The sequence below is a fragment of the Sulfurospirillum arcachonense DSM 9755 genome, assembly GCF_000597725.1.
Taxonomy (GTDB): Bacteria; Campylobacterota; Campylobacteria; order Campylobacterales; family Sulfurospirillaceae; genus Sulfurospirillum_A; species Sulfurospirillum_A arcachonense.
Genome location: NZ_JFBL01000004.1, coordinates 110,940 through 127,918 on the forward strand (window position 1 = coordinate 110,940; position 16,979 = coordinate 127,918).

The following is a 16,979-nucleotide window of genomic DNA, read 5'->3' on the forward strand; positions in this document are numbered from 1 at the left end:
TTTCAAATACTAGTTTAAACATTAAACTTTTTAATTTAATAATTATTTATAGTAAAACCACAAACTTTTCTCTAAGTTTTTCCAAAAATTCCTTTACATGTAAGGATTTTTCGCTTTCTATTCTTTTTTCTATTTTTTCTTTGACGAGGTCAATTGCATTTAAGCATTCATCAAAAAGAGTATTTGCTTCTTTTGTACTCAAATCACAACTTTCCTTAGCAAATCGAATTAAAAATTTTCTACTCCACCACTTTTTACTTCCAAGAAGATAAAGAGCTGAGATGTCGTTTTTAATGTAAAGAGTTGTACAGACCACATCATAAGCTGGGGCTATTTTTATGTTGGTTATATCTTCGTAAACTAAGCCAAAGTTTTTTAAATGGGCATCTCCATTTTGCAATAGATTATTTATCACTATCATTTTAAAGAAATTACAAAGAGAGTTTTTTTTGTGTTTAGGGCTGACAAATATTTTTATACTTTTAGCTATTTGTTCATAAGAGCCTTCGTATTTATCTTCTGCACTTTTTGCTTGGAGTACACACATATCTTCAAAACCAATGTAGCTTCCATCTTCTTTTACATCAAATCTTTTCATAATAAAAAGCTGATTATCGTCAGAGATAAAAAACTCTGGTACTTCTATACCTGCAAGTTTTACAACACTCATACAATAGTACTCATTTAGAGCCAAGTGTGGGTACTCTTCTCCCCATGACTTTACTATGTACTCTTGTAAAGGAATGGTAACTTTGTCTTTTACTTTTGCTAAAACTTTTGGTTGCACCCCACTCAAAGCAGAATTAAGCGCAAACTTACTTACAAGTTCATCAAAGAGATGTTCACTCTCAGGATGGAGTAGATTTTCTAAACTAAGTGTTTTTTCTTGAGCGTTTGCATCTGATGCATAATTTACTCTTCCATTGATGCTACTTGCCATAAGTTTTAGTAAACCAAAATCATCTGTTTTAGCTATCTTAGAAAAGTGTTTTTTTATGATAGAAAGAAGGTAGCCTTCAGGTAGGTGCATTTCAAATATGGGATGAAGTTTGTTGTTTACATAACTCTTTGTGCGAACAGGCATACTCAAAGATACAAAACTCTCTTTATCATGAGTAGCATAATCAAATACATATTCACTATTTTCTAGAGTGAGAGTTCCTGCTTGTTCATTTGAAACTTTTACATGTAAACTATCTCTCATCTTTTAGTTCCTCAAAAGTTGGGAAAGGAGATTTTTCTTTACATGTAAGCTCAAAACCAAGATAATCGATTATTTGCAATACTTTTTTGATTCCAACATCAGAGCTTGTTGCATTTTCAAGTGAGCTTATAGTTGCTCTTGATATATTTAAATCTTTAGCTAACTGCTCTTGTGTAATCTTTTTATCTTTTCTAAGTTTAGAGATGTATTTTCCAAAATCTTTTGTATCCATAACTCTTCTTTGTATAGTATTTTGTACATTTTATATAAAAAAGATATAAATGTCAAATATTTTGTACAAAAAAGCCTTACATGTAAGGCTTTAAATTAGAGCTTTGCAAACTTCAGTCTTAACGAATTTAGAACAACACTCACAGAACTAAAGCTCATAGCAATTCCTGCGTACATTGGGCTTAGCATGACTCCTATGATTGGGTAGAGTACACCTGCTGCTAGTGGGATTCCTAGAGTATTGTAGAAAAATGCCCAAAAGAGGTTTTGTTTGATGGTTTTCATGGTTTTGACTGAGAGGTTGATACTTTTCATGACTGAGTTTAGTTCATTGTTCATGAGGATAATATCTCCTGCATCTTTGGTTATGTCTGAGCCGCTATTGAGTGCCACTCCAATGTCAGCTTGTTTTATAGAAACGCTGTCGTTTATGCCATCTCCTACAAACATGACTTTAGAATCATTTTGTAAGTCTTTGATGACTTTGTACTTTTCATCTGGTAAAACTTCTGCGTAAACGAGTTCAATCCCTATTTTACTTGCGAGTGTTTTTGCTGTTGTTTCGTTGTCTCCTGTGAGTAAAATTGGTACGATGTTTTTCTTTTTCAAGTCAGTTATGAGTTGCTCTGCTCCCTCTTTTAAACTATCTTCTAAAGAGATAACTCCAACACAAACAGAGTCAATACTCGCTAGTACTGCACCATATCCTTGTTTTAAGATACCCTCAAAACTCTCCAATATTTGAGGAGATATAGAGATATTGTTTTTCTCTAAAAGAGTGAGATTTCCTACAAGGATTTTTTGATTTTCATAGTCTGCACTCACTCCAAGTCCTGCGAGGATTTGTAAGTCTTGTATGTTTTTGTCTAGTTTTATCTCTTTTTGTTTTGCATACTTGACTATGGCTTGGCTGATTGGGTGTTCGCTTTGAAGTTCAGTTGATGCAATGATGCTAAGGTATTGCTCATCGATAAACATATCTTTTACCGAGATTTCGCCTTTTGTAAGAGTTCCGGTTTTATCAAAAACAGCATATTTTATATCTTTGATGATTTCTAGGATTTCAGGATTTTTTATGAGGATACCTTCTCGCGCACCTTTTCCCACTGAACTCACTATTGCAATTGGAGTAGCAAGACCAAGCGCACAAGGACAAGAGATGATAAGAACAGAGATAGAAGCCAAGATAGCACTCAAAGTATCGCCAACGATAAAGAACCAAGCAAAAAACGTGATGATTGAGATAGCTATGACAGTAGGAACAAAGATATTTGCTACTTTGTCTGCAAATCTTGCAATAGGAAGTTTTTTGCTTCCCGCATCGTTTAACAAAGAGATGATTTTTGACAGTGTTGTATCGTGGCTTTGTTTTAAAACTTTTACTTTTAAAGTGCCTGTTTTGTTTATGGTTCCTGCTATGACTTCATCGCCTATGGTTTTATAAACAGGCATTGGCTCACCTGTTATCATAGAAGTATCGATTTCAGCTTTTCCCTCGATGATAACCGCGTCAGTAGAGACTTTTTCACCTTGTTTTATCAGCACAATATCGTTTACATGTAAATCTTTTGCAAGGACTGATTTTATCTCTGCATTTTCATCTATGAGGTTGGCATTCAAAGGAGCCAAATCCATAAGGTTTTTCAAAAAATCAGTTGCTTTACCTTTACTTCTCTCTTCTAAAAGACGACCAAGAAGTATAAAAGTGATGATAACACTTGCTCCATCGAAGTAGACAAAACGGAGGTGTTCAGGGAAGAGGTCTGGCAAAAGAACCACAAAAGCAGAGTAAAAGTAAGCGGCACTTGTTCCAAGGGCAACTAAAACATTCATGTCATAGTTTTTATGACTAATAGCTTTAAAAGCAAGACTATAAAATCTTCCTCCAGGGTAAAATTGTACAATAGAAGCCAGAGCAAAGATAATAAAAGGATTGATGTCTTTGATAGGGAAAAACATCAAAACAAACATACATGTAGTGATAAAAGCAGAGATTAAAAAGAGGTTTTTTAGTTTTATATAACTCTGTTTTTTTGCAAGTTCTAAAGCTTGTATATCTTCTTCTACACCATATCCTAGCTTTTTGATTTTTGTTATGAGCTGGTTTTTATCTAAAAGTTGGGTATCTATAGTAAATTCCCCACTATTAGAAGTGAAGTTTACTTTAGAGTTATCTAAACCTTCCATTTTGTTTACTACTCGTTCTATTCCATTTGAACAGTTTACACAAGTCATGCCTGATATGTTTAGATTTATTTTTTCTTTTGACATTGTACATTCTTTAATGCTATTTGTAAAAGGTCTTTTACATGAGGATTTATTATCCTGTAAAAGGACATTTTTTTATCTTTTTTGTAAGTAACTATGTTGTATTTTCTAAGAATTTTAAGTTGATGAGAAACGTGAGATTGAGGGAGTTCAAGTAGATTAACCATCTCTCCCACACATATCTCATACTTTAAAAGAGCAAAAAGAATTTTTACTCTAGTAGGGTCACTCAAAGCCTTATATATGCATGTGATATCGACTAATTCTTTTTCTTTTGGAAGTGTTTTTTTGATATCTGGTATGAAGCTTACATCTTCACAACAAGAGCGAATAAGATTTTCAGTCATCTAAAATATCAAATCCAATATCAGCCATCTCATTGATAAATCTAGCTTCTTTTTTCTCATCTGGTATTTCAACAGTAACTTCTTTTGGGCTTGTTTCTAGGTTTACTTCAATCTCACCAAATTCATCTTCAAGTGAGTTTTTAATAAGGTTTGAACAGTTGATGCAGTTAATATTTTCTGCTTTAAACGTTTTTTTCATTGGGTGTTTCCTTTAATTTAGAATAAAACATATGTAATAATTTACATATGAAGATTTTATCATATGTTAAAGGAGAAGTCAAATCAAAAGTAAGAGGGAAGAAGAACCTTTACATGTAAAGATTCTTCTTATGTGTTAAATCATTTTATTTTCAGGTAGATTTTCAAAATAAATAGATTGACTTGGAAATGCAAAACTCGCATCATTTTGTTCTACTATTTTCATCATTTTAAGATTTATATCTTCTCTTACATTCAAATACTCTTTCCAAACAGTAGTTGTTGTGAAAAAATAACAAAAGACACTTAAAGAACTGCCTTCAAATTCATCAAAATTCACCATAATACTATCTTGATGCACATCTTTATGATTTTTAAGTAAAGCTCTTAACTCTTCTAATATTTTTTCCATTTGAGTAGTTGTTGTAGAGTAAGTTAACCCTAGTCTCATCTTGATTCTTCTTTTGCCCATACGTGACCAGTTTGTAATAGCGGTATTTGCTATGACCGCATTTGGAACATTGACTAAAGCTTGAGCAAATGTTCGGATTTTTGTAGAGCGGATGCCTATCTCTTCAACAGTTCCTTCAACATCAGGAGTAAGTACCCAATCACCTATTCTAAATGGACGGTCAGTAAATATAACAAGTGATCCAAAAAGATTTGCTGCGGTGTCTTTTGCTGCAAGTGCAAGTGCCATACCTACAAGACCCAAAGATGCAACAAAAGCACTTACATTTATGCCCCACTCACTAAGTATGCTCATAGCTCCGATTATGATTATAATAATTCTAAAAGTTTTGATTATAAAGTTTTCTATATCGGCACTTAATTCTTTACCAAAATTAAGTGAAAATTTCTTTACGATGTTTGAAGATTTATCGAGGGCTTTATAAAAAATGAGAAAGATGATAAAGATCATAAATGATTTAATCATTGAATTTAAAAAAGGTTCAATGCCTTCTATTTTTAACCACTCTTTTGCCATGTAAAAACCAAGTAGTATAAATGAGAGTTTTAGAGGGCTTTCTAATACTTCAAGCATATCATCATCAATAGTAGTTTTTGTTTTTTTGGTAAATCTTTTTAACATTTCCAAAATAGTTTTACTAAAGATAGTTTTTCCTAAAAACGATAAAGATATAATTACTATACTAATAATAATATCGATAACTTTTAAACCAAATATACCATATTCTAAATAAGCTTCCATAAACAACCTTGTTTGTAAAGATAAACGAATTTTAACACAAATTTCTCTATAATAATATACATTACATGTAAAGGTTTCAAGATGCGAATAATAATCATGATATTTGCTATCTTTTCTTCTCTTTTTGCTACAGACATAAGTGCTCAATATAAAGTTACTTTTGGGATATTTGGAGAGATTGGTATAGCTAAAACAAATTTACATGTAAATGATGATAATAGTTACAAAATAACAGTACATGCAAAATCAACAGGTCTAGCAAATGCTTTAAGCGGACAAAGAGAAGAGTGGTATGTAAGTGTAGGGAAGGTAGATAAAAAAGGTATATTGGTCCCTGATTATTATGAAAAAACAGTGCAAAGATATAGCCGAAAAGTCACTTTGAATGCAGATAGTTTGATACTCAAAAAAGATATAAAAAAGTATATATTTTCACACGATACAAAAGAGTTAAAACTAGAGATAACAAGGTATAGAAATGACAAAGTAAGTCATGAAGTAAAAAAAGGGGATTATTATGCTCCTAATGATTTGTTATCGCTGTTTTTTAACTTTAAAAAGATGTTGCCAAGTTTGGTAGTTACAAAAGCTTCAAAGTTTTATGCTGTTGGAGCCAATAAAAAAGATGGTAGGATAGACATCCAGCCTTTAAAAAATGAAAAAAAGATAAAAAAAGAATTAGAGTGGAGAGATGGACATATGATGAAGGTAGTTATAAATGATAAAATATTTGCAAGTAAAAAAGGAGAACTTTTAATCAATCTTCAAGATGATGGATTGTGCTTAGATGCTGTTTTAAAAGATGTTATTTTCTTTGGAGATATTAGAGGAACAAAAATTGATTAGAGGTATTAATACTGGTGTAAAATATATGTTTTTTGCCTCATTTTGTTTTGCTATTATGGGTGCATTTGCAAAAGAGCTTAGTGCTTATATGGATCCACTTGAAGTAGTGTTTTTTAGAAATGTTATAGGTGTAATTATAGTAGGTCTTTCTTTTTTAAAGATGCCTGTAAAACAAGTTGGTGGGAAACCTTTTTTACTTTTTTTCCGTGGATTTATGGGATTTATGGCTTTAGTAGCATTTTTTTATAACATAGCACATATCCCTTTAGCTGATGCGATGACTTTTTCAAGAACTTCTCCTATGTTTACAGCACTTCTTTCTTTTTGGTTTTTAAAAGAGAAACTTGTTTTTAAAGAACTAGTAGCACTTTTAGTTGGTTTTGCTGGAGTTGTTTTTATAATGAAACCAAATGGTCTTAGCCTTGATTTGACAGATGTTTTAGGACTTATCAGTGGTGTCGGTGCTGCTTTGGCTTATACAAGTGTAAAAGAGTTGAAAAAGTTTTATGATACTCGTATGATTGTATTGTCTTTTATGCTTACAGGGACTATTGGACCAATTTTACTTATAGTTTTTAATGATGCTTTAAATGTAGACTTTTTAAAAGCAACTTTTATAATGCCTGATTTAAAAATGTGGATTTTTATAGGTGGTTTAGGTTTAAGTGCAACTGTTGCACAAGTTTTTATGACAAAAGCCTATGGCTTTTCAAAAGCAGGTGTTGTGGGAGCTGTAAGTTACGCAAATATCATTTTCTCATTAGGGATTGGTTTAATGATGGGAGATGCTTTACCTGATGCCTTAGGTGCTTGTGGAATCGGCTTGGTTATACTTGGTGGTATTTTAGTAGCGAGAGCAAAAGATTAACTTATTTACTCAATATTATGCGAGTATTTGATATAATTAGAGCAATTTTAAATAGAGGATAGATATGATACTCATAGCAGGACCTTGTGTAATAGAAAGTAGAGAAAAACTGTTTTCAGTGGCAAAACAGTTGATGAAATACCATGAAGATGCAAATATAGATTTTTATTTTAAATCGAGTTTTGATAAAGCAAATAGAACAAGTATAGATAGTTTTAGAGGACCAGGAATCGATGAGGGATTAAAGCTTCTTGATGAGGTGAGAAGTGAGTTTGGATATAAGCTTTTAACTGATATTCATGAACCAAATCAAGCCAGACAAGTGGGTGAAGTAGTAGATGTACTTCAAATACCAGCTTTTTTATGTCGTCAAACTGATTTGTTAGTCGAAGCTGCTAAAACAAAAGCCGTAGTAAATATCAAAAAAGGGCAGTTTTTAAATCCAGCAGATATGAGATACTCTGTAAAAAAAGTTTTAGAAACTCGTGGCATAAAAGAAGAGGGCAAAGAAGTAGCTAGAGAAAATGGCGTTTGGTTGACTGAGCGTGGAAGTACTTTTGGCTATGGAAATTTAGTAGTAGATATGAGAAGTTTTATGATAATGAGTGAATTTGCTCCTGTAGTTTTTGATGCAACTCACTCTGTACAGATGCCAGGAATGGCTGGTGGAAGTAGTGGAGGAAAAAGAGAGTTTGTAGCTCCTTTAGCACGTGGGGCAGCTGCGATTGGGGTGGATGGATTTTTCTTTGAAACTCATGATAACCCTTGTGAAGCACTTTGTGATGGACCAAATATGTTAAGCCCAGAAGATTTAAGTAAAACAATAGAAGATATTAAAAAAATACAAAATAGTTTAAAATAAATAATACTAAATATAGCATAATATACTTTTTATATTAAAAATAGAGGTATATTATGTCAAAAAAAATTCTCTCTCTCGATTTAGGAATCACTTCCCTAGGCTATAGTGTTTTAGATGAAAAAGAAAATGATAGATATTTACTTTTAGATTATGGTGTCAATATGTTTGATGCTCCGTATGATAAAGAAGGTAATTCAAAAAAGCTTTTACACTCTAAAAGTATCTCAACTTCAAATCTTTATAATTTAAGAAAAAAACGTAAAAAAGAGTTAGCCAAGCTTTTTGAAGATTTTAAATTAGGTAAAAACAGTAGCTAGTATAATCTATGAGATAGAAACACAAAAAAACACCTACATTTAGAAATCATGATAATTACAACTATATGATACGAAGAGAGTATATACAAGAAGAGATAGAAAAAATTGTAAAAGTTCAAAAATAGTTTGGGCTTTTTGAAAATGGTTTTGATGTATCAAAATAAGAGTAAGTTGCGATTATATAGAGGTTTATTGTTGTTTTTTTACTCTAAGTATTTTTTTATGATAAAAGTTTTTTTAATATTTAATTTATATTAAATATTTTTTAGTATAGAATTTCACTTTTATTTAAAGTGCGTAATAAATAAGCGGATTATTTTTTTGTGATTTTGGTGTTTATATCGAAAGTAATTTTAATTGATTCTACTTTTTGTATGAGTTTATCTTTTGGGTAAGTTTCAAGTATTGTATATATTATTTTTCTATGGTCATTTGAGTTTTTCCAACCTATGATAGTTGTATATGGAATACCAATAATTTTGCTTAATTCTTTTACGTTCAATCTAACTCCAGTCAAATAATTTTCAACATTATATCACGTTAACCTCGACTTAAATTTTTATAATATATACAATAATCGTATTTTAAAATGTGTGATTTCTTTTGCATATTTTAAAATGTGTGATTTCTTTTGCATATTTTAAAAAATGTGCAATACAAATTACATTTTAAGGGGAACGTAAATGAAAAATTTACTTTTTATTTTATTAGGTTTAGGACTTGTGTGTACAAGTTCTTTTGCAGAAGGTATTACTGTTGTAGATAAAGCTGCCGAATTATTAGACTCGAACATCCTGAGAGGTGCTACAACTTTAGCTTTATTTGTGGTTGGATTTGTTTACTTATTTGGAAATATGGAGAAAGGAAAAGGATTAATGATTTCTGTAATTGTTGGATTGGCAATTCTTTCATCTGCTTCATGGATATCAGGTCAATTAAACTAAAATGTTTCACTCACCTAATATAAGAGAACTAACAAAAAAAGAAAAATATAAAGGGATTACAAGAACATCTTGGTCCTTTATTATTTTGATTGGTCTAGCTCTTTGGTCTTGGTTATTTATATTTGTAATTCCAATTATAGCAATACTATATATTTTCTTTTATGTACTCGAATATTTTGATGATGATATTATGGAAATAATACAAATTTCTTTGAAAAATAGGAGTACAAATGAATTTTTTTCTTAACCTTTTATATAAAGAAAAAATCTTACACTCTTTAATAGAAGAGAACAATATCATAGGTAAATATGATAATTATAATCTTGTAACAAGAGATCAAAATCTTGTTACAATCTTTTCTATTGATGGCGTAAGTTATTCGGCATTTACACAAGAGGAAAGATATAAGTTTTTAGATTTAAGAAATACATTTTTTAAATCTATTGATCCAATGATTTCTGTATCAGTTTTTCAAAAAAGAAGTAAATTAAAAATAGGTGCAGACTCACAATTAAAAAATCCCCATGCACAAGAAATATTATCAGTTTGGGAACAAGAAGTTGAGGGATTCCAAACAAGCTACTACATAGCTTTTGTAACAAAAAACAAAATAATAGGAAACTTCCTAGAGTCTAAAAAACAAAATATGACTTCTTCAAGAGGTCAAGCAGGAAACTTGGGATTTTTCAAGAACACTTTAGATGATCTTGCAACAAGTTTCCAAGAAATTTTAAATGAATATGGAATAACTAGACTAAATGGAGATGAGGCATTATCCTTTTATGCTAGTTATTGCAATATGGAAGAAACAATAACAACAGCTAAGACTGGAATTTTACGTGATCATTATATAAGTTCTAATTTGGAATTTAAAAAAGACTACATGATACATGACAACGGACAAAAAAAGTACTCAAGATTTATCAGTATCAAAGAATATGACACAAACGAGATAAATTCAAAACTTACTCATAGACTTTTAGGTGAGTCTATTGAACTTATGTTTTGTGAACAGATAAACAACCTGTCAAAAGAAAAAGCATTAAAAAAACTTGATTATAAAATCAATCATGCAGAAGAGATCGCTCTTGAAGAATTAATTAATATGAGAGAACTAGTAAAAACTGATCGTCAAACTTTGCTTTACTACTCTTTATCTATTCTTATCACTAGCGATAGTTTAGATCAGTTAAATATGAAGAGTGCAAAAGTAAAATCAATACTTTCTGAATATGGTTTAATTGGAACTATAGAAAATATAAATATGAAACCTTTATATTTTTCTTTTTTTCCAGGAAGAGACAATCTTAATGCTAGAAAAAGAATACAAACAAGTGAGAATATAAGTGTACTTAACTACTTTGAAAAAGATCTAATAGGTTTTCAAAAAAACTCTTTTGGATCAGGAGCTATAACAGTATTTCAAACATTAAGTGAATCACCATATTATTTTAACTTTCACAACAGTTCTAAAGATAATGCTTTAGGTCATACTTTACTTATTGCTGACTCTGAAAGTGGTAAAACTACCCTAATGTCATTTCTAATGACAAACTTACTTAAATACAATATTAATATTTTAGCTCTTGATAAACTAAACGGTATGCACAACTTTTGTAAATATGTAGGCGGTAATTATGCAGACATAAACGAAAGTTTTAAACTAAATCCTTTTAGCTTGAGCTATAACGAAGAGAACAAAAACTTTTTAATTCTTCTACTAACGCAAATGGCAGGTATTAAATCAGAAGAATTTGAAGAAACTCAAGCCATAGATGAAGCCATAGATGAAGTTTATCAACATATTGAGGGGAATAAAACATTTTCAGACTTCCTTGATTGTTTAGAAAGAGTTAATGAATTAGAAAATAGATTTTTAAAATACAAAAATGGAATATTTGATAATGAAGAGTGTTTTTTATCTTTTGATAATCAATTAACTACTTTAAATATGGACGCTATCTTAAAAGATGAAAAATTAGCAGCTTTGGTTAGTTTTTATACTTTCTACAAACTAAAGAAAATAAGTCAAGAAAAAGGAAAAGGATTTTTCTGTTTTAATGATGAGTTAAAAGACTCAATAGACAATCAAGAAACAGCTCATGCAATTTTAGAGTATATTCTTGAAGCAAGAAAGGCTAACGGAATATTTACAGCAGGTGTTCAGAATTTAGATTTTTTTGATAGTTTAAATAACAAAGCAAGTTTTCTTGATAATATGGCTCATTTTATTATCTTTCCTACTAAATCGCAAACTTCACTAAACAAGTTTAAAACAGAACTTGGATTAAGTGATAGCGAAATAACTTTTTTAAAAACTACAAATCCATCTGATCATAAAGTTTTATTAAAAAATCAAAAAACTAAAGAGGCAATCTTTTTAGATATTTCACTAAGTAGACTTGGAAAATACCTAAATGTTTTTGACTCTGGATCTAACAAAGTAGCAGAGATGAAAAGATTAATAAAAAATAGCGAAAATTGGAGAGAGGAATATTTAAATGTCTAACTTATATAAAGGAGAAAAAATGAAAAAGTTGTTATTAATAATTGGTCTTATATATGCGTTGATGTTGAGCGGATGTGCTGATAAAAACCCAACAAATCCTGCATATAAAAATTTTAAAAAATCACCTTGTGCTTGTATGGAGCAAGGAGAAATGAAAAATGTTTGAACAAGTTAAAGATGCAATTTCATTGTATCTTTTGGAAAAAAACCTTACCAACATGCTCTTTAAAATTAATATGGTTCAAAGTGCAATTATTTTTATATTAGTTATTTGCATAATCTCACTTTTCCCGTTAAAAGAAAAAGAGCCTTATTTTGTGAACTTTTCAAATGCTGATATGAATTTTATACAAGTTAGAAAAGCTAATGAAGAAATGCAAAATGACATAGCAGTTCAAGAGTCTTTGGTAAATAGTTATGTTTACATGAGAGAAACGAAAAACAATATAGATGATCGTTTCAGAACTGAAAGAGTTAGATTACAAAGTACCTTTGGAGTATGGAAAGATTTTGGAAAGATTTTCAAAAATGAAAATTCAATTTATCAAAATAAAGAAATTACTAGAGAAATTAAATTACTCAACACTTCTTTTATTCCTAACAACCCCATAGCTCAAATTGATTTTCAAGCAACAACAAAACGTAACGGTGAAATAATCAAAGTCGGTGATTATCGTGTAGTAGTTCAATTTCACTTTAAAAATGAAAAAATGAAATTTGAAGATATGAAAATCAACCCAACAACTTTTAAAGTCAATTCATATTCTTTAAGTGAAATCAGGACAAAGGATTATAAATGAAAAAACTTTTAATACTTTTACTTCTCCCTTTTTTGGTATTAGCTAATGATAGTGTTTTTGAAGATGAAGGAAATAATCAAGCTTCAAGCAACAATAATTTTAATCAATATATAGATCCAATGATAAATTTAGAAAATTTACAAGATTCATTTATTTATAAAGATAAGACAAAAAGCAGCATTAAAGAAAATGGTAATTCCGACAATATTTTAAATATAAAATACAAAGAAAACAAGACGTACAGAATTAGAACTCGTAATGCTATGGAAACTTTACTTATTTTACATAATGATAAAGTAGCTTTTGCACTTGTTGGTGACCCTAAAGGTTTTCAAATAAAGAACCTAGGTCTAGGAAAATATGATTTATCTAATATGGTAAAAATTAAACCATTAATGATAGGTGTTGATACGTCACTTACAATTATCGGTGAGAGTGGTAATATTTACTCTTTTTATCTTTTTTCTACAGATCATAAAAACGAAGACAACCCTCATTTAGTTGTATTTGTAAGTGAAGAGTTAGAGCATATTCAAAAGCTGCAAATCACTAATCTTGAAAAAGAGGATTTTGAAAAAGCTAGAAAAGCTAAAAAAGCTCAAGAGCAGAAGCTAAAAGAGAATATAGAAAACAATCCTAACTTCATAACTGTTGGTGAGGGAATAGAAAAAATTTCTATAGATAAAAGATATATCACTAGAGATTTTACACAAACAGGAGCAGAAGAACTAAAAGCTTATGACATATTCAGAGATAACAAATGGACTTATTTCAAATATGATAAGGACGATGCAAACAAAAAGTTTCCTGTAATATTTCGGGTAGTTGATGGATACGATAATCCAGTTAATACTCGTGTAGTAGGTGATTATATAATGGCTGAAACGATAGCAGACAAATTTACTTTACGTATAGGTGATAAATACGTTTGTGTTAGAAAAAAAGGTAAGAGTGATGAAAAATAAAAAATTACTCAATTTCTTTGTAATAATTTCCATTCCTCTTTTAATGATAGGTAGTTTATTTCTATATGCCTATCTTAGTCTAGATGAAGAAAATAAAATAAATAACTTTCAATCAGAGAATAACACTAAATTTCCAGTTGATGCTTATATGTTGCTACCTGAAAAAAAACATGCTCCCTATAAAGAAAAAAAAGTGGAGAAAAAAGAAGAGAAAAAAGACATAAAAATGAAAATTGATACCATACAAGAAGATCTTAATAAAAAAAAAGAAATTTTTGATCTTAACATATTTGAAAGTCAAGAAGAGATTAAAACAAAGGAGCTTGAGAAACAAAGAAAAATTATTTTAGCTTCAAGAATTCAACGAACAGATGAAAACATGCCACCTAAAAACTCTTTTATTAAACCTAAAAAAGAAAAAGATTTTGGAGATGGAAAATTCAGTAATTATTCAACTCAAGATAACTCTTCATATCAAACAAAACTTTATAGAACTATAACAGCCGATAAGATGATACCAGCAATTTTAACTAACTCTATTCATTCTACTTTATCGGGTAAAGTTGTAGCTCAAATTGAAGAAGATATTTATTCTTCTATGGGAGACACTCTTTTAATTCCTAAAGGCTCAAAAGCAATAGGCTTTTATAAAAATGATAACAAAATAGGGGAAAATCGTTTCATGTTAATGTGGCAACGAATTTTAACACCTTTTGGACATAACATACTTCTAACTAAAGCTCAAAGTGCAGATATTTTAGGTAATAGTGGAATAGTAGGAGTAATGGATGAGCGATATTGGGAAAGATACGGTTTACCTCTATCTCTTTCAACTCTTTCTAACTCTGTACTTCTTTTATTAAGCAATGCAACAGGAAATGGTAGCGATGGAAACAACAACAATACTCAAGTGATACTCAATAATTCTAGGGAAGATATAGGATATATAATGCGTAAAATCATTGATGAACAAACCACGATTAACCCACTTATAACCGTTGATTCAGGCAGTAGAATTTTTATTAATCCAACAGTAGATATTTGGTTTCCAAAGCCTAAAAATGGTGAAATATTAGCTAAATATTTCCATGAAAAACAAATACCCAAAAAAGGAGCAGAATAAATGAAAAAATTAGTTTTACTATTAATCATTTTGATTACATTAGTTAATGCACAAGAGCAAGAAGCTAAAAAAGAGAGTGATAGTTTAAATGTCAAAACAGAACAAGACATTTTTTTTAAAAATGGTTTTGGTACAATTTATGCAAAACCTATGCTAAAAGATAAACAATTACAAGAAAACATTAAACTTCAAGGTGAGTATAATGTTGAAAAAAACAAAAATGCAGTTATAAAATTTAATAAACTCCAATATAAAGGAAAGCTTTATGACTTAAGCAATCCTTTTTCAAAAAAAGGTAGATTGAAAAAGCGTGACATAGTAATGAAAAAAGATAGTAATATCTTAGTTACTGGCGGTGATAAACAAGAGTTTTTAGACATCATAAACTCAATTAAAGATGATGAGAAAAAAAGTAAAGATACAAAAAATAATGAAAATGATAACACAGTTTCTAATGCCTCTATACCTTCATCATCTTATCCATCTTCAAGCAATGATAAAGGATTTTCACCATTAGCTTATGATAATAATAATGATGATAGTGACAACGATACTTCAACATCAAATGACAGTTTACAGCAAACTGTACAATGTGACCCAAATTTTATAAAAGACGGTATAGCAACTTATTACGTTCAACAAGGACTAATTTGTGCGGGAAAAACTTCTAATGCTTATTATCCAAAATATAATACTTCATCATGCCCTAATAAAGTTGATTATGAAAAAAATACTATTCAATTAGGAAGTGAATTATATGTTACTGATATACAAGCAGGAGAGTTTTTAGTAAGAGGTTGCGTTTATGATGATGCTATTGAACTGTTAAGTGAGGTTGGAATGTGTAAAGCAAAACCAAATTATGAAAAAAACACAGCACAAATTCAAAAACAATATTACTATATATTTAAAAATCAACGTGAAGACGTTGGAAACTGTACACCTACTGACGAGACTATAAATCTTGAAAGTGAGGTTGGAAGTTGTACACCAGGTGTTGATTTTGAAAAGAATGAAGCAATTTTAAGAAAGCAATTCTTTTATGTACTTGATAATCAAAAAGTTGAGTTAGGCGAATGTACAATTTCCGATGATAGAATACCTTTGGAAAATGATTTATCAAGTTGTGAAGATGAAAGACACGATTTTACTATTAATAAATCATTCGCACAAACTCAATACTTTTATACGTGGCAAAATGTCAGATATGACATAGGCGACTGCGTGGATGCAGGGGAAAATTATATATACAATCATTACTTAGATGATACAACGTGCCAATATCAAGTAATAGATGGTAGAGTTTTGTATAAGCAACGTGTCGCTTATGATGATTTATTAGGTGTTAAAAAGTTTGCAACTGATTGTCAAACTACCTCAAGCGGTGGGCTTGAGATGCAAGAAGAATTTGCAGGATACACATATCAAGATGCTACAAAACAAGCAATAAGAAGAATAAACACTTATTTCTTTATTCCTGGAACTACAACTAAAGAGTATGTAGATAAAGGAATAGAAACAAGTAAAGCATATCCATATATAGAAAAACAATGTAATGTTGTAAATTCTGATGAAAATTTAACTACAACATTTTTTAGAGAAGTTACTTTTGAAGACACAGACGAAAATAAACTTGTGGAATTATATCCTTGTCAAGCTGACAAAGTGATACCGTATCAAAAACTTTCAGTTACAGAAGTACTCGTTGACACACTCACAAAACAAATTACTTTACCATCAGGAACAGGCTATAAAATACTTGGTACAGATAAAATGTTGGTAGGTCAACCAAATTGGACTAGAAAAAGTCCAAATCATACATCATCAAATGTAAAAGCAAAAAGTAGCGTGAAAACAGACCTCGCATATACATATAACTATATAAAAAAATATATTGGAAACAATTGGTTGGGTACAATTTTCACAGGAACAATAGGAGATTTTACTTATAAATATTCTCTTGGTAATTGGAGAACAGGAGGAAACGTAGCATTTAATACATTATCACCAAAAGCAGTTAATATTTCTGTAACACCTAATGATACGAGTAAGGAGTGTGGAGATAATTGGTGTTATGATTATGGATATATATGGAGATTTGCATTAAAACCAAATTATGCAGATAATCAAATCATAGATGTTATTGAGTCACAACAAGATTATTTGAGAGCTGATGGTACAACATATACACAGCCGAATAGTGGAACGCTTAAATATATAGCTAAGTAAGAGAAAAAAGATAAAGGTCGTAGGTGGCTTTAGAAGGCCACCTATTTAAATATA

18 protein-coding genes are annotated in these 16,979 nt (G+C 30.2%); 11 read left to right on the forward strand and 7 right to left on the reverse strand.

What is annotated here, in order from left to right; translation table 11 throughout:
* Nucleotides 1-46: 46 nt before the first annotated feature.
* The 6 genes from K354_RS0104670 to K354_RS0104695 form a co-directional block, all read right to left on the reverse strand.
* Nucleotides 47-1,204 (reverse strand): type II toxin-antitoxin system HipA family toxin, encoded by a 1,158-nt coding sequence (locus K354_RS0104670; RefSeq protein ID WP_024954349.1) that lies wholly within the window; start codon nt 1,202-1,204, stop codon nt 47-49.
* A complete protein-coding gene (locus tag K354_RS0104675) occupies nt 1,194-1,436 on the reverse strand; it encodes a helix-turn-helix domain-containing protein (RefSeq protein WP_024954350.1) in 243 nt (80 codons plus the stop codon). The genes K354_RS0104670 and K354_RS0104675 overlap by 11 nt, the downstream gene beginning before the upstream one ends.
* Before the next feature lie 95 nt (nt 1,437-1,531).
* Nucleotides 1,532-3,706: a heavy metal translocating P-type ATPase gene (locus K354_RS0104680; RefSeq protein WP_024954351.1), complete on the reverse strand. Its 2,175-nt coding sequence runs from the start codon at nt 3,704-3,706 to the stop codon at nt 1,532-1,534.
* Nucleotides 3,688-4,050 (reverse strand): ArsR/SmtB family transcription factor, encoded by a 363-nt coding sequence (locus K354_RS0104685; protein WP_024954352.1) that lies wholly within the window; start codon nt 4,048-4,050, stop codon nt 3,688-3,690. The genes K354_RS0104680 and K354_RS0104685 overlap by 19 nt, the downstream gene beginning before the upstream one ends.
* Nucleotides 4,043-4,249, reverse strand: a complete 207-nt coding sequence (locus K354_RS0104690; protein ID WP_024954353.1) for a heavy-metal-associated domain-containing protein — start codon at nt 4,247-4,249, stop codon at nt 4,043-4,045. The genes K354_RS0104685 and K354_RS0104690 overlap by 8 nt, the downstream gene beginning before the upstream one ends.
* Nucleotides 4,250-4,384: 135 nt before the next feature.
* The gene (locus K354_RS0104695) at nt 4,385-5,461 is read right to left on the reverse strand and encodes a mechanosensitive ion channel family protein (RefSeq protein ID WP_037940264.1); all 1,077 of its coding nucleotides are present in this window, start codon (nt 5,459-5,461) and stop codon (nt 4,385-4,387) included.
* 81 nt (nt 5,462-5,542) lie between these two features.
* Here K354_RS0104695 and K354_RS0104700 point away from each other — a divergent pair, with 81 nt between their 5' ends.
* From K354_RS0104700 to K354_RS0104715, 4 genes are all read left to right on the forward strand, one after another.
* Nucleotides 5,543-6,307 carry a DUF3108 domain-containing protein gene (locus tag K354_RS0104700; protein WP_024954355.1) on the forward strand — a complete coding sequence of 255 codons (765 nt, stop codon included), beginning with the start codon at nt 5,543-5,545 and terminating at the stop codon, nt 6,305-6,307.
* Nucleotides 6,300-7,175 carry a DMT family transporter gene (locus tag K354_RS0104705; protein ID WP_342665257.1) on the forward strand — a complete coding sequence of 292 codons (876 nt, stop codon included), beginning with the start codon at nt 6,300-6,302 and terminating at the stop codon, nt 7,173-7,175. The genes K354_RS0104700 and K354_RS0104705 overlap by 8 nt, the downstream gene beginning before the upstream one ends.
* A gap of 64 nt (nt 7,176-7,239) precedes the next feature.
* The gene (gene kdsA, locus K354_RS0104710; RefSeq protein WP_024954357.1) at nt 7,240-8,037 is read left to right on the forward strand and encodes a 3-deoxy-8-phosphooctulonate synthase; all 798 of its coding nucleotides are present in this window, start codon (nt 7,240-7,242) and stop codon (nt 8,035-8,037) included.
* A 53-nt stretch (nt 8,038-8,090) separates the two neighbouring features.
* Entirely contained in the window at nt 8,091-8,354 is a 264-nt protein-coding gene (locus K354_RS0104715; RefSeq protein ID WP_024954358.1) for a hypothetical protein, read from the forward strand.
* A 313-nt stretch (nt 8,355-8,667) separates the two neighbouring features.
* Here K354_RS0104715 and K354_RS0104720 read toward each other — a convergent pair whose 3' ends face one another.
* Nucleotides 8,668-8,856: a hypothetical protein gene (locus tag K354_RS0104720; RefSeq protein ID WP_024954359.1), complete on the reverse strand. Its 189-nt coding sequence runs from the start codon at nt 8,854-8,856 to the stop codon at nt 8,668-8,670.
* A gap of 181 nt (nt 8,857-9,037) precedes the next feature.
* Between K354_RS0104720 and K354_RS0104725 the strand changes: the two genes are divergently transcribed.
* From K354_RS0104725 to K354_RS0104760, 7 genes are all read left to right on the forward strand, one after another.
* Nucleotides 9,038-9,298, forward strand: coding sequence for a TrbC/VirB2 family protein (locus K354_RS0104725; RefSeq protein WP_024954360.1), 261 nt, complete (start codon nt 9,038-9,040; stop codon nt 9,296-9,298).
* Between the two features lie 230 nt (nt 9,299-9,528).
* Nucleotides 9,529-11,808: a VirB4 family type IV secretion/conjugal transfer ATPase gene (locus K354_RS0104735; RefSeq protein ID WP_024954362.1), complete on the forward strand. Its 2,280-nt coding sequence runs from the start codon at nt 9,529-9,531 to the stop codon at nt 11,806-11,808.
* Between the two features lie 19 nt (nt 11,809-11,827).
* A complete protein-coding gene (locus tag K354_RS14970) occupies nt 11,828-11,974 on the forward strand; it encodes a hypothetical protein (protein WP_156928210.1) in 147 nt (48 codons plus the stop codon).
* Nucleotides 11,967-12,608: a VirB8 family type IV secretion system protein gene (locus K354_RS0104745; RefSeq protein ID WP_024954363.1), complete on the forward strand. Its 642-nt coding sequence runs from the start codon at nt 11,967-11,969 to the stop codon at nt 12,606-12,608. The genes K354_RS14970 and K354_RS0104745 overlap by 8 nt, the downstream gene beginning before the upstream one ends.
* Nucleotides 12,605-13,573 carry a TrbG/VirB9 family P-type conjugative transfer protein gene (locus K354_RS0104750; protein ID WP_024954364.1) on the forward strand — a complete coding sequence of 323 codons (969 nt, stop codon included), beginning with the start codon at nt 12,605-12,607 and terminating at the stop codon, nt 13,571-13,573. The genes K354_RS0104745 and K354_RS0104750 overlap by 4 nt, the downstream gene beginning before the upstream one ends.
* Nucleotides 13,563-14,696 carry a TrbI/VirB10 family protein gene (locus tag K354_RS0104755; protein ID WP_024954365.1) on the forward strand — a complete coding sequence of 378 codons (1,134 nt, stop codon included), beginning with the start codon at nt 13,563-13,565 and terminating at the stop codon, nt 14,694-14,696. Before K354_RS0104750 ends, K354_RS0104755 begins: the two co-directional genes overlap by 11 nt.
* Nucleotides 14,697-16,925, forward strand: a complete 2,229-nt coding sequence (locus K354_RS0104760) for a hypothetical protein (protein WP_024954366.1) — start codon at nt 14,697-14,699, stop codon at nt 16,923-16,925.
* Nucleotides 16,926-16,979: the final 54 nt, after the last annotated feature.